Raw genomic sequence first — 13134 nt, 5'->3', positions numbered from 1 at the left:
AAAACAGCCCTTGGGTAAAGGACTGTTTTCATGTATTATTACGTCTACTGCGCTACAATGCGCTTTACATTTAGTTGTATTCTTCCTTTTCAACTGCTCTCAAGAACCAAATAACTCCACCGAGGCCTCCCAGCGCCACGACTACAAGAAAAAGGATATAAAACAAACCCATAAGCTACTTACCCCCTAATCCTTATGCTACTCTATATTGTACTATAAGGATTCGTCCATACGTCTCAGATTGTTGACAAACTTATGAACAATGTCACAGACAAAATGAATTATACGGTAACTGGCTTCCGTTCAGACATTGGCGGCAAGGCTTGCAAACCGGCTGCATTCAGGAAATTCCAAGGCTTGTTATAATGCGGCTGAAAGAAGAAATCGACAAAGGCCAGTTGATCAATGGTCATATGATTTTGAATGGCTACGGATAGCGTGTTAATGGATTGCGTCAAGTCCACCTTCGACATAATTTGTGCCCCAACAATTCTCCGTGTCTCCTGCTCATATACAACTTTCAGCAGTACCTTTTCCGAGGTTGGCATAAATTCAGGTCGGTAGCTGTCCTCAATGGTAACAGCCTCTACAGCCATACCTTCGTCCGCTGCGGCCGCTTCTGTCATACCTGTTCCTGCAATATTATCTTCATAAATTTTAATACCCGAAGTTCCCTGTGTTCCCATGTAGGCAATCGTCGGTTGCACCAAATTGCGTGCCACCAGCGTACCCATACGAACAGCATTGGTTGCCAATGGAATATAAGCTGTTTTACCTGTCGGGTTGTAGTGGATTGCACAGCTATCACCTGCAGCAAATACGTCCGGGCAACTGCTTTGCATATAATTGTTCACAATGATCGCGCCGTTGGGCAGCATGTCTACCTGACCTTTAAGCAGATCCGTTTGAGGACGGAAGCCGATACAGAGAATAACAAGCTCTGTTTCATATTCTCCTTTAGATGTCACCACTTTATTCACCTTACCGTTACTTCCTTCAAAACGGCTCACTGTTTCTCCCAGCACCAGCTTGATGCCATGCTTCTTCAAGGAATTTTCAATCCGGTCTGTATATTCTGGGTCCAAATATTTATTCAAAATACGATCAGCGCTGTCTATCAGCGTTACGTTCTTGCCGTTCATTTGAAAAGCTTCCACCAGCTCAACACCGATATATCCAGCACCGACAACCGTAATGTTCTGTACATGCTTGGCTTTCTCAATGATGTCATTGGAATGATTATAGTTTTTGCAGAGCAAGATATGTTCAAGCTCAATACCTTCCAGCTTCGGAATAATAGGCCACGAGCCCGTAGTTACAATTAATTTATCAAAGGTGTCCGTAAATTCTTCTCCTGTTTGGAGATTGCGTGCTTGCAGCGTTTTGCCTGCTGTATCGACATTCGTTACCTCATGAAGCATCTTGGTCACGACACCCAGCTCAGCCAGTTCATTCGGGGAAGAATAAAACAATCCGTGCGGATCTTTGACGACACCACCTACGTACAGTGCAATACCACAAGATAAAAACGAAATATTGTCATTACGCTCGTAAACGGTAATTTCGGCATCTGGATAACATTTGGCTGTGTTGACGATGGCTGCCGTACCTGCGTGTGTACATCCAATAACTGCTACTTTCATGTTAAATTCCTCCTTGGTGTGTGGGCATACAATGTATAATAATTGTGAATTGTTTCACGTAACTGCATTGTTGATTGTGATTTATTTCACTTCATGCACTTATTATAATGTGACATTTTTCACATTGCAATAGCTTTCTATGATATTCACAATTTGTCCACATTTTTAAAGTCAGGAAGATACAAAGTCAGCCGTTTGCTGAAACGACTCTTTGCTTCATTCAGTTTTTCCCGTACAGGGCTTGATTATGCCTTTTATCAGGCTTCCAAATGCTACTGCAACGATCAACCGAATGTGAAATGCAGACAACAAAAAAGGCCGAACCCCGGAAAAACACCGGAAATTCAACCTTATCTAAACGCATATTTCTGATGAAGCAAAAGCTATTATAGCAATTGCTCGATGGCCGCTTTCATGGCCTCTGGCGATTCCTTGGGTTCAAAGCGATCCACAGGCACACCTTCACGATTCACAATGAATTTCGTAAAATTCCATTGAATCGTACCGTCTTCCTGCTCTCCAGGCTGCTGCTTTTTCAAATATTCAAACAGAGGTGCTGTATCCGGGCCGTTAACGTCCACTTTAGCGAATACCGGGAAATTAACCCCGTAATTCAGTTGGCAAAATTCAGCCGCTTCCTCGCTGCTGCCCGGCTCCTGACCGCCGAATTGGTTACAAGGAAAGCCTAATACAACCAGTCCCCGATCCTTATATTCATCATATAGCTTTTGCAAATCCCCATATTGCGGGGTAAGTCCGCATTTGCTTGCGGTATTTGCGATGACCAGCACCTTACCGGTGTAGGTATCCAGAGGAACCTCCTGATTCGCTGGTGTTACGGCATGATGTGAATAGACAGACATATAGCACCCTCCTTTGTTTCGCTTGGTTTAAGTTTCATCACCTATTTTACCCAAAACGAAACGGACATGCCAACCTCCCTCGAAACTTTAGCGGGACGCCACCACTTCGAGTCTGCGTTCTTCACGTTCTGAAGCGGACATCCTTGGACACGCAAAACAATACCGCTGGCCTCCACCTGTCTTGTAATATTGGCAGCAGGACGGTTTCATATATGCCTTCTCACCGGGACGGTAAGGGTTATCCAGCTCAACAAGACGAACCGTAAACGGGTTTCTTTTACGCCCGAATACCTCTCCCTCCAGCTCCCGCGTCACATAATCATAATCTTGTTCAAAATGCTCCACATCCTGTGGATCGGTCAGCGATGGCTGTACTCTATCCTTAAAATACAGCAAAGTCAGCGGAAATTGTCCCCACATCTGTCCAACAGATGCGTCTCCAGCCGCAGCCATCGCCTCCAGTATCGGTCTGATCTGCAAGCTGTAAAAGTCACGCAACGCCTGTTGCGCCTGCCCGGATGAATGACGCTCGTCTTGCCTGATGTTGTCCAGCTCAGTTGTGTCGATGACCTGAAAGCTGATGGCGGGATATTTCCCTTGATAACAAATATGAAATCTGAGATTAGAAACCGACAGATCGAGACGGCGTTCACACAAAGACACCATAAAATGCTGAGCAAACACAAGACCACGCAACTGGTTCACAAAATAAACGGCTGTGGTCAAGCCGTCTTCCGCACGCAGCAACTCACCATAATACTCCATCACAGAGCCAAGCTTATCCGGTTCAAGCCATTCTGCCACAGGCCCGGAGTATACCGCATCTTCTGGTGTGTCTGTCACTATTCGCGCCAATTGCTCAAGCTGATCATAATCCAGTTGTTTCATTAGGTCTCCTTTATCCTCTTGCCGCTACCTGTGGTCTGGCTTCACGCCGCTCGGAAACGGAGCCTACTAATTGATTCTCTTCCAGTGTCAATCCCTTTGCGGCTTGGCTTACCGCTGGTTGTCCGGCCAAAGCATATGGAAGACACAGCGGTACACCTGTACGAGGATCTGTTACGATATCTGCTTCAATACCGAACACCTCGCGCAGCACATCAGGGGACATGACCTCAGTTGGCGTTCCCACAGCCTCGGCCTTCCCTTTTTTGATCGCGATCATATGCTGGGCGTACCGGGCTGCATGGTTCAAATCATGCACGACCATAACAATGGTACGTTCGGCCGAAGTGTTCAAATACTCTAACAAATGCAGCACTTCCAATTGATGTGCCATATCCAAAAAGGTAGTCGGTTCATCCAGAAACAAAATATCCGTATCCTGCGCAAGCGCCATGGCAATCCATGCACGCTGGCGCTGCCCGCCAGAAAGCTGGTCGATTGGGCGATCGTGGAACTCGCTCATTCCTGTCACCTGAATGGCCCACTCTATCATTTTACGATCATCTGCTTTCATGGAGCCAAAGCCTTTTTGATAGGGGAAACGTCCGTAAGATACCAGTTCCGTCACAGTCAATCCTTCCGGTGCAGTTGGATTTTGCGGCAAAATAGCCAGCTGCTTCGCTACCTCCCGGGTAGATTGCTTATGAATGGATTTACCGTCGAGCAGAACGCTGCCGCCTTTAGGATTCATGATGCGAGCCATCGTCTTCAGAATGGTGGACTTGCCGGAGCCATTTGCGCCCACCAATGCTGTGATTTTCCCTTGCGGTATTTCAACGTTCAGATCCTCCACAATCAACCGATCTTCATAAGCAATATCCAGATTAGCCGTTTTCAGACGAAACATTCGGAATCATTCCTTTCCCTTATCTAATATATAGTCACGGGCTTAACGCACGATATTCATCAAAACTTCATCCTATCTTTATATAATAAAGATATTGATAATCATTATCAAGTATTGATTGGCATATTCCCTTAGCATAGGAATCATTTCACGGAAAATGACCCCGAAAATTCACAAAAAAAGACCACAGCTCCTCAAAGCTGTGATCTTCTAATATCCGGCAGACAACATCAAGACTGTACATAACGCAGCCCAAATGCTTCAGCCATGAGACGTATGGATTTCAACTTGGCGTCAAAATCGTGAATAATGCTTGCGACCATGATTTCCTGTGTACGATAAGCCTCACTCAATTGCTCAATTTGGTGCTTCACCTGCTCGGGTGAGCCAACCACCATGCGCTTGCGGTTCTCACGGATGCGCATCCGATCATATGGCGTATAAGGATAAGCCAGTGCTTTTTCCACCGAAGGAGTGCCTCCGGAACGCATCCCCTGCTCCAGCAGCACCAGAGACAGATCCATACTGGAAGCCAATCGGTTGGCTTCCTCTTCGGTATCCGCACAGATAGCAAATACGGCAACAAGTGAACGTGGACGGTCACTATGCTGCGAAGGCTTAAAATGCTCCTGATACTCCTTCATCGCTCCTGTGCCGCCTGCGCCGTTGATGAACTGCGCAAATGCAAAACCCACGCCGCGTTCAGCTGCAAGCCCTGCACTGTCGCCGCTGGAGCCGAGCAGCCACATTTCCGGCACGGTTTCTACGAGCGGCATCGCCTGTAACGAGCCAAAGCGATGCTCACTGCCTGTACTGTCATGCAGATAGGCCAGCAGATCATCCAGTTGCTCGGGGTACAGATCAACGCCGCCCCTGATTTTGCCCTCCTGCAAGGCTCTGGTGGCGATTGGCATTCCTCCCGGGGCCCGTCCCAAACCCAAATCCATACGCCCCGGGTATAACCCTTCCAGCACACGAAAGTTTTCCGCTACTTTATAAGCGCTGTAATGCGGCAGCATCACACCGCCCGAGCCGACGCGAATGCTTGATGTACGAGCCGCCAGATGCGAAATTAATACCTCCGGGCTAGAGCCTGCAAGATTGGAGGCCGAATGATGCTCCGACACCCAGAAACGGTGATAACCCAAGCGTTCCGCCTCTATAGCAAGCTCGGCGGTCTTTTGTAACGCTTGCGCATGCGTCATGCCTTCCGATACCGGAGATTGGTCAAGGATGCTGAGTTGTATCATAAAAGTCTGACCTTTCTGTTTTGGAATAAGAATAGGCATTAATTATAGCACGCGAAGCCACAGTTACCCAAGAGGGGTCAATTTGGTTTACACTGGAAAATTGATTTTACACCGGAATTGGAAATGTTTATTTTTCGTTGAGGCTCGCCTTCACTTTATCCGCTTCATAAAGATGTGAACGCTTTTTAAAGAAACTAAACAGATGGGTGACGATAACCTTCAATACAGCATAGCCCGGAACCGCCAGTATAATCCCTACCACTCCAAACAGATTGCCTGCCGTCAGTATGACAAAGATAATCGTGATCGGATGTACCCGGAGAGACTTGCCCATAATTTGCGGAGAAATAAATTTCCCTTCAATGAGTTGTACGACTGTCCATACGATGACCATTTTGAGCAGCATAACCGGAGATGTTACCAAAGCTACAATTAATGCAGGCGTAATGGCAATCACGGGTCCCAAGTAAGGAACGACGCTCGTAAAGGACGCAATGACGGCAAGCGTCAGAGAATAGTCCAGCCCGATAATCAAATAGCCGATATACAGCAAAAACCCAATACAGAAGCTGACAATAATCTGCCCACGAATATACGAGCTGACCTGATGATTCATTTCGGTCATAATGCGATCAGTCTCTTTACGAAACATAGGCGGGAATATCTTCAGGACCGACTGTGGCAGCTTCCGTCCATCCTTCAGCAGGTAGAACAGAATAAATGGAACCGTGGCAATCGCAAGCACCGTTTCGGTTAATGCGCCCAAGAAGCTCCCCACACCCGTCCATGCATTATTGATGAAGGCTGATATCTTTTCCGAAGCCTTGGAGGCCAGCTCAGATGGATTGAATTGAATCGTGTTCTGGAACTGGTTCACAAAGTCACTGCCAATTAATTTCTCAAACTGTTGTTGTACTTGCTCGCTATATGCAGGCACATTTTGAATCAACCCCTGAATCTGATCGCGGATCACAGGCACTACCGATGTAATCACGACGGTAATAATCCCTATGATAAGTAAATAAAGCACAATAATGGAGTAGATCCGTTTGACCTTGTTGCGCTCCAGCACATCAACCAGCGGATTGAACAGATAGTACAAAACACCGGACAAAATGACAGGGAGAATGATCGTTTTCAGCAGCACAATAACGGGGGTAAATATATACGAAATTTTGGTGAGCACCAATACATTTAAACCGATGAGCAGCAGTACCAGCAGGAATAACACAAACTTGTTGTTCAGAAAAAACTTTTTGAATCGGTCTTTCCATGCCGGAGTTGTTTCCACATGACATTCCCCTTCTCTTTAAACAAATAAGTGTAATGATCCTTCATACAGATAAGATATATTTTTAGGTCAAAATATACAAGGTTATACCCGAATAAACACAAAAGCAAACAAAGTTGTACAACTTCATACAAACTTCGCTTGCTTTGGAATTTTACGGAGTATCATTTGTCTTGGTAGCATCAGAATCCGTCGTTGTGGTTACAGGTTTGTTTTCTTGCTCAAACAGGTTTTGTACAAAGCGCTTGAGCTTTCTCTGGTCCACACCCAACACCTGCGCCCCCTTAACCGTTGTCTCTTGCACCAGCTCATTCGGTGGAATTTGCTGTTTCGCAATCGTTTTGGCGTCGATATTAAAGCCCAATGAAGCCAATTGCAGCATTTCTGTTGTGCTCAGGTTCGTTTCAATATAAGGAGAAATGCTGTTTAAAATACTTGGCAGCTTAATCAGAGATGAGGTCGACTGAATTTTGCCACCCAGCTCGGTAATAAATTTACGTTGCCGCTCCGTACGCGTAAAATCGGAAGTGGCATCATGACGAAAACGCACATATTGCAAGGCCGTTTTACCGTCCATGTGCTGCATTCCCTTTTTCAGATCAATATCAAACTGGTGCTTATCTGCTTTGGAGGTGTAGTGCATATCCTTTTCGACATCCAGATCAATACCGCCCACAGAATCCACCAGCGCAATAAAGCCGTTAAAATCCGTGTATACATAGTATTGGATCGGTATGCCGAGCAGGTCGCTCACAGTTTGTCTAGTCAGATCAGGCCCGCCGTAAGAAAATGCGGCATTCAATCGACTTTGCCCATGGCCCGGAATATCAACGTACGTATCACGCAGGATCGACATGAGCGTAGCCTTCTTCGTGACCGGATCAACAGAAGCAACCATAACAGAGTCAGAACGTCCTGAATCCTCCCCGCGTGAATCGCCGCCCAGCAGCAAAATATTCACTCTCTCTTTTCCATCCCAGTCTGGGGGAAGAGATACTTCTATAGGTTGTACATTCGTTGGGGACTGGCTTTGTGCTTGCGGCTTAAATTTCGAATCCTGACCGGTAGCGACCGAAATTTGATTTGTAAAATGATATATAGAGTAAGCATAATATCCGCCCACCAAAAGAACTGCCGCAGTCACAGAAATACCCAGCCATTTTAATAATTTTCGCATATTTTCGGGTAACCTCGCTTTTATTCAACATCTTTCAGCCTATAAAAGCATACCCTCCCTGCAAGTTATCTGTCAATTCGCGTCGTCTGTTCAGCGTACACGATTGACCTGTGACTAATGGTAGTTTTCCTTGTCTGTCACGCTGTTATTCTTATGTTCTTGCGGCGCCAGGTTAGCATTGTCAGGGGGGTCCGCGTACCATGGATTAAGATGCACAAGCACCTCGTAAACCCTCGGTTCCTGCTTCATCACAGCCCCTTTGATCAGCCGGATAATATCATGTCCCTGCTGAATGGTCAGAGAGGCATCTACAGAAGCGCGGATGTCCACAATAATGTAATGACCATGCTCACGGGCACGGATGCGGTCAATTCGCTGAACCTCAGCTACGCTAAGAGCTGCTTCGGCATAGCTTTCGATTTCCTCGGTTGCAATCGCCTTTTCCATCAGTACATCTATGGATTCACGGCCCATCTCCCACGCCAGCCTCAGAACCAGCAATGCGACCACAAACCCGGCAATCGGGTCACCGTAGGATAAAATATGAATGCTCCAGTGCTCCCCGATCAAGCCCAAACCGATACCCAGTACAGCAGCAGCGGAGGCATATACATCCGCCAGATGATCCTTGGCCGTAGCAATGAGACCCTGGCTATTAGCTGCCCTTCCGATACGGATCGTATATATATACAGCCATTGCTTCCAGAGCAGGGAGACGATCGCCGCCATCAATGCCAGTATATGCTCCTTAGGCATCGGTTCAAACAGCGCCATAATGGAATGGTAGCCGATAAATATGCCGGCTGCGAACAAAATAACCGCCACCACGCTAGCTCCAATAACCTCTGCCTTGCCGTGACCATATGGATGATCCTCATCCGGCGGCAGACTCGATATACGCATCGCCCCCAGTGCCGTTGCCGAGGCGATTACGTCCCCGGCGTTATGCACACCGTCAGCAACCAGCACCTTGCTGCTGAACATGACGCCTGTAATGATCTTAATGCCGGTTAATAGGATGTTGCTAATCAGGCTGATCCACGCTGACACCATAGCGCGTTTGCCCATATCCTGTTCCTGCATGATGTATAACCTCCGTATCTATCTTGAAAGCAACTGTTAACCCCAAGTCAATCGGTTACTTTCAAGGCAGCTAAGCTGCTGGTTTTCTTTAGTTGCTCAGCGCAGTAATGCTGCTTATGTCATCCTATGATGCTGCCGCATCGGCGGTATGGGTGGAGATTACAATAGCCCCGGAAGATGAGCCTCCCCGGGGCTATTATCATAACCATAGTTGAGCGTTCTATGAGAACACTCTTGCTTTATCTGGACCGTCCGCGACGGCCTCCCTGTCCTTGTGCCCCGCGCGGTTCGCCCTTGGCCTGTCCACCACGACCACCTTGGCCTCCGCGCGCGGAACCACCGCTGCTACGGTCATATCCGCTGCGTTCGCTGCTTTGCCCTGCGGAACGGCCTTGGCCTCCTCGCGCGGAACCACCGCTGCTGCGGTCATATCCGCTGCGTTCGCTGCTTTGCCCTGCGGAACGGCCTTGGCCCCCACGCGCAGAACCACCGCTGCTGCGGTCATATCCGCCGCGTTCGCTGCTTTGCCCTGCGGAACGGCCCTGGCCTCCTCGCGCGGAGCCGCCGCTGCTGCGGTCATATCCGCCGCGTTCGCTGCTGCTGCGGCTGGAGCGACGTTCGCCGCCTGCGGATGCAGCGCGCTCTTCGCGCGGCTGCTCCCGCTCGGTGCGGCCACGGCCTGCGCCGTCACGGCGACCCGCCTGTTCGCGGCCGCTGCCCCGGCGTCCGCCGCCGGAACCGTTGCCGCCTAAGGAACGGCGGTCGTTTCTGCCTGAGCGGCGTTCTCCGCCCTGCCGCTCAGCTGTATTGGCAGCAGGTCTACGCTGCCCGCCGCCCTCGCTGCTGGTGAAGGTAACACCAGCAACCTTCTGGATGTTCCGAAGCTCTGGAACATCCCGTGGCGTGGCGAGCGTTACCGCCACACCTTTGCCTCCGGCACGGCCGGTACGCCCGATGCGGTGAATGTAGCTCTCGGCATCCTGCGGCATGTCATAGTTAAAGACATGCGTTACGCCTTCCACATCCAGGCCGCGTGCGGCTACATCGGTCGCTACAAGCAGTTGAAGCTTCGCTTCACGGAACGCCTTCATTACTTGCTCACGCTTGTTCTGGGACAAGTCCCCGTGCAACTCGCCGCTCTGGAAGCCCATTTCTTGCAACTGCTCATTTAGCGCAGCAGCGCGGCGCTTCGTACGGCAGAAAATCACAGCCAAATACGGACGATCTGTATTCAGCATGTCCACCAATGCCTGCTGCTTGTCCCGATCTGTCGTCTGTACAACGACCTGACGGATTTGGCTCACCGGAACGGAAGAAGCGGACTTCACTTTTACATCCACGGGTTCATTCATATATACACGAGCCAATTTGCGGATACCTGCTGGCATCGTAGCAGAGAACAGCATCGTCTGCCTCCGGTACGGAACTTCCTGAAGAATCGTCTCTACGTCGTTCAGGAAGCCCATGTGCAGCATTTGGTCGGCCTCATCCAGCACCAGCATTTTAACACCGCTCAAATCCAGTGTGCCGCGTCTCAGATGATCCAGCAGTCGTCCGGGTGTACCGATAATCAACTGTGCGCCGCCCTTCAGCTTGCGAAGCTGACGCTCTACATCCTGTCCTCCGTAAACAGCCAGCAACGACAAGCTTGGCTCCGTAGCCGCCAATAAGTTCGCTTCCTGTGTAATCTGGAGCGCCAGCTCACGCGTTGGAGCAATCACGAGCGCCTGCGGATGGCGCTTGTCCAGATTCATTTTTTGCAAAATCGGCAGTAAAAACGCAAGCGTTTTACCTGTTCCCGTATGCGCCTCGGCAATAACGTCCTGACCTTCCATCAACAGCGGAATAGACTCCTGCTGTACAGGTGTTGGTGCTGTAATTCCCTGCTCTTTCAAGGCGTCTACCCAATGCTGCTCTACGCCTAATGCTGCAAAATTCTTCAAGTGGTATTCACTTCCCTTATCTGTATTCAATATGTGTCACGTAAAATAGGTTCATGTGCCATATGACATCCATCGTTCCATATCTGTTCATGTAACCAAAACATACGACCGCAATGCGGCTCAGGCCGTTCCATATATGACTTTCCTAGTATACGCGAATATGAACGGGTTTCCAAACCATTTTAATGAACAGTTGCAAAAGGTGAATTTAGTTGTCCTGTCATATATTATGATAGTAGAAACGGTAATTCATGAAAAAAGGAATGATGCCCGTGGTCAACAACCTGCATTACAACTTTATAATGACAGGCCGACTGTCCGAAGAGCGCACTGTATTTGCTGAAGAGCGTTTTTCCAATCTGTTCGATGTGTTCGAAACGCTCCTGAATTTGTCCGGAATTCGCAACACACGCGTATCCGTTTATGCTTGAACAGGATACCCCCGATATGAATTATGTTTTCCAATCATGGAATCGCTTTTCTTTACCACATACTTGAAAAAATCCATTATACTAAACATCAGGAGGTTGAAACTTATGCATATTCAGATTCAAAACGTTGAAAAAAAAGAAAACGATTATCTCATTCATTACAAAGCCGGGGGCGCACTGCCGTTCGTTCCGCATGATATTGTTCTGATTCATGGCAAGCAGTATTTTATCGGCACGATTGTGGAGGTAGGGGCGGAACAGGCTCTTTTACGGATCAATCCGCAATATGAGAGCCAGCTGGCAGGCTCCATCGGGCTTGAACTGGCTTTCTCACCGACTGTCTCCATTCAAGGAGCAGATAAAATCGTGGAAAAGCTCGGATATTTCCCTCCCTTTCATTATGACCAAATTACAGCAGCAGATATCACAAAAGACCAGATAACATTAACGATTGAACTATCACCCGTGACCATACTGACACCCAAATCACCCGATCTGACTCCTTCGGCTGAACAGCCTTCGCTCTCCACGTCTTCAACGGCAACTGTACCCCGTTACGCGGTGACTTTTACTTTTTTAGAGACAAAGGAACACGAGCTGACCGCTATGGAAACGGAAAATATCATTTTACAGCTTGATTTCCGTTATGAGGAGGCGGACATGGTCATTGATATTGATGCACTGACCGGACTGTCAGGCAGCTTCCTGTGCAGAGGCATCCGTGCGGAGATTGCAGAGTTGAATGAATAAACAGGAGTCTCGGGAGCTGACCGCAGAGCAAATTAACACACTCGACAATTGGGTAGATACCATTTTCCTATACGGTGATGGTGCTTCTGGAGGGGGGGAGATCGAAGAAGCTTTCTGTTTCTATAGAGAAAAGGTATCCGAAAATCACAAGCAGATAGATACCTGAAATCCCCCTTCGCACAACATGCCCTGAAGCAATTGCTGCAACATGAAGAATTCGGCGTGTCTGCCAAACGGGAACTGTCAAGATAATCGACATCCAAAGGAGAATCAACCTACTCATGCGAGTCAAAATATTTATATTCATACTTATCATCGGGGTAATATGTGTTCCCGCCTATTTCATCATGAGCAGCTTCGGGTTATTTCAAAATGAAAAGGTACTTGTACAGTACAAGGTTGCCGTGGACGTGGAGGGTGAAAAGTATGATGCCTGGCCTGTCATCAGCAGCTTTACCGCTATAGACAAAAAAGGCGTCGACCGTCAGCTCTACTATCAGGCGAAAGGCGCCGGCTTGGAGTACCTGTTTCAGTTAGCCTATGGACAATATGAACTCAGGCCCTCCAAAGAAAATCCTTTTCTGGACGGAAGAATTCACTACACCATGGATCATCCCGATTACGTCCGGCAAGAGAAGAAATATAAGAACGCCAACGATTACAGCCAGTTACAGCATTATTATAACCAGCAGGAACAAGTCATCTATACTTATAACCCCGAAGCCAGACTTGACAAGGCATATGTTCGCTCCATCATCACTACGGGTATGACTCGCAGCTCTGGTGGATCAAGCAGTCAGGTGAAAGATAACTATATCAATATCACTAAGCTGTTCAAGGACAAGCTGGGAATTACCGTAAAAGTAGATGTGGACGAGGACAACAAAATCGTCACTCTATCCATGATATAA

Annotated in this window: 13 protein-coding genes; 4 read left to right on the top strand and 9 right to left on the bottom strand. The window is 48.1% G+C overall.

Annotated elements, in window-relative coordinates; all coding sequences use genetic code 11:
* Window positions 1–281: 281 nt before the first annotated feature.
* The 9 genes from ACQ4MX_RS17530 to ACQ4MX_RS17490 form a co-directional block, all read right to left on the bottom strand.
* Window positions 282–1643 carry an FAD-dependent oxidoreductase gene (locus tag ACQ4MX_RS17530; RefSeq protein WP_431086315.1) on the bottom strand — a complete coding sequence of 454 codons (1362 nt, stop codon included), beginning with the start codon at window positions 1641–1643 and terminating at the stop codon, window positions 282–284.
* 386 nt (window positions 1644–2029) lie between these two features.
* Window positions 2030–2506, bottom strand: coding sequence for a glutathione peroxidase (locus ACQ4MX_RS17525; RefSeq protein WP_431086312.1), 477 nt, complete (start codon window positions 2504–2506; stop codon window positions 2030–2032).
* Window positions 2507–2593: 87 nt separating this feature from the next.
* Entirely contained in the window at window positions 2594–3394 is an 801-nt protein-coding gene (locus ACQ4MX_RS17520) for a hypothetical protein (protein WP_431086311.1), read from the bottom strand.
* Between the two features lie 10 nt (window positions 3395–3404).
* The gene (locus ACQ4MX_RS17515; RefSeq protein WP_431086310.1) at window positions 3405–4298 is read right to left on the bottom strand and encodes an ABC transporter ATP-binding protein; all 894 of its coding nucleotides are present in this window, start codon (window positions 4296–4298) and stop codon (window positions 3405–3407) included.
* A gap of 230 nt (window positions 4299–4528) precedes the next feature.
* Entirely contained in the window at window positions 4529–5548 is a 1020-nt protein-coding gene (locus tag ACQ4MX_RS17510) for an LLM class flavin-dependent oxidoreductase (RefSeq protein ID WP_431086309.1), read from the bottom strand.
* A 127-nt stretch (window positions 5549–5675) separates the two neighbouring features.
* Window positions 5676–6839, bottom strand: coding sequence for an AI-2E family transporter (locus ACQ4MX_RS17505; RefSeq protein WP_431086307.1), 1164 nt, complete (start codon window positions 6837–6839; stop codon window positions 5676–5678).
* Window positions 6840–6993: 154 nt separating this feature from the next.
* Complete coding sequence (locus ACQ4MX_RS17500) at window positions 6994–8016, bottom strand: LCP family protein (protein WP_431086305.1); 1023 nt, start codon at window positions 8014–8016, stop codon at window positions 6994–6996.
* A 114-nt stretch (window positions 8017–8130) separates the two neighbouring features.
* Complete coding sequence (locus ACQ4MX_RS17495) at window positions 8131–9099, bottom strand: cation diffusion facilitator family transporter (protein ID WP_431086303.1); 969 nt, start codon at window positions 9097–9099, stop codon at window positions 8131–8133.
* A 239-nt stretch (window positions 9100–9338) separates the two neighbouring features.
* Window positions 9339–11042 carry a DEAD/DEAH box helicase gene (locus tag ACQ4MX_RS17490; RefSeq protein WP_431086301.1) on the bottom strand — a complete coding sequence of 568 codons (1704 nt, stop codon included), beginning with the start codon at window positions 11040–11042 and terminating at the stop codon, window positions 9339–9341.
* A 251-nt stretch (window positions 11043–11293) separates the two neighbouring features.
* Here ACQ4MX_RS17490 and ACQ4MX_RS17485 point away from each other — a divergent pair, with 251 nt between their 5' ends.
* The 4 genes from ACQ4MX_RS17485 to ACQ4MX_RS17470 all read left to right on the top strand — a co-directional run bounded on the left by ACQ4MX_RS17485 (window position 11294) and on the right by ACQ4MX_RS17470 (window position 13134).
* Window positions 11294–11473, top strand: coding sequence for a hypothetical protein (locus ACQ4MX_RS17485; protein WP_431086299.1), 180 nt, complete (start codon window positions 11294–11296; stop codon window positions 11471–11473).
* A gap of 105 nt (window positions 11474–11578) precedes the next feature.
* Window positions 11579–12223 carry an immunity 50 family protein gene (locus ACQ4MX_RS17480; protein WP_192511959.1) on the top strand — a complete coding sequence of 215 codons (645 nt, stop codon included), beginning with the start codon at window positions 11579–11581 and terminating at the stop codon, window positions 12221–12223.
* Window positions 12216–12389: a hypothetical protein gene (locus tag ACQ4MX_RS17475; protein WP_431086298.1), complete on the top strand. Its 174-nt coding sequence runs from the start codon at window positions 12216–12218 to the stop codon at window positions 12387–12389. The genes ACQ4MX_RS17480 and ACQ4MX_RS17475 overlap by 8 nt, the downstream gene beginning before the upstream one ends.
* A gap of 115 nt (window positions 12390–12504) precedes the next feature.
* Window positions 12505–13134 (top strand): hypothetical protein, encoded by a 630-nt coding sequence (locus ACQ4MX_RS17470; protein ID WP_134912123.1) that lies wholly within the window; start codon window positions 12505–12507, stop codon window positions 13132–13134.

The sequence above is a fragment of the Paenibacillus sp. 8b26 genome, from assembly GCF_050626875.1.
In the GTDB taxonomy this organism is placed as follows: domain Bacteria; phylum Bacillota; class Bacilli; order Paenibacillales; family Paenibacillaceae; genus Paenibacillus.
The sequence above is the reverse complement of the archived record's forward strand: the minus strand, read 5'-3'. Positions and strand labels throughout refer to the sequence as shown.

Excerpts from the sequence above, each read along its gene's own strand:
- ACQ4MX_RS17530 (WP_431086315.1), bottom strand. The coding sequence starts at position 1,643 with ATGAAAGTAGCAGTTATTGGATGTACACACGCAGGTACGGCAGCCATC.
- ACQ4MX_RS17520 (WP_431086311.1), bottom strand. The coding sequence starts at position 3,394 with ATGAAACAACTGGATTATGATCAGCTTGAGCAATTGGCGCGAATAGTG.
- ACQ4MX_RS17510 (WP_431086309.1), bottom strand. The coding sequence starts at position 5,548 with ATGATACAACTCAGCATCCTTGACCAATCTCCGGTATCGGAAGGCATG.
- ACQ4MX_RS17470 (WP_134912123.1), top strand. The coding sequence starts at position 12,505 with ATGCGAGTCAAAATATTTATATTCATACTTATCATCGGGGTAATATGT.
- ACQ4MX_RS17485 (WP_431086299.1), top strand. The coding sequence starts at position 11,294 with ATGAAAAAAGGAATGATGCCCGTGGTCAACAACCTGCATTACAACTTT.
- ACQ4MX_RS17475 (WP_431086298.1), top strand. The coding sequence starts at position 12,216 with ATGAATAAACAGGAGTCTCGGGAGCTGACCGCAGAGCAAATTAACACA.
- ACQ4MX_RS17525 (WP_431086312.1), bottom strand. The coding sequence starts at position 2,506 with ATGTCTGTCTATTCACATCATGCCGTAACACCAGCGAATCAGGAGGTT.
- ACQ4MX_RS17480 (WP_192511959.1), top strand. The coding sequence starts at position 11,579 with ATGCATATTCAGATTCAAAACGTTGAAAAAAAAGAAAACGATTATCTC.
- ACQ4MX_RS17515 (WP_431086310.1), bottom strand. The coding sequence starts at position 4,298 with ATGTTTCGTCTGAAAACGGCTAATCTGGATATTGCTTATGAAGATCGG.
- ACQ4MX_RS17500 (WP_431086305.1), bottom strand. The coding sequence starts at position 8,016 with ATGCGAAAATTATTAAAATGGCTGGGTATTTCTGTGACTGCGGCAGTT.
- ACQ4MX_RS17495 (WP_431086303.1), bottom strand. The coding sequence starts at position 9,099 with ATGCAGGAACAGGATATGGGCAAACGCGCTATGGTGTCAGCGTGGATC.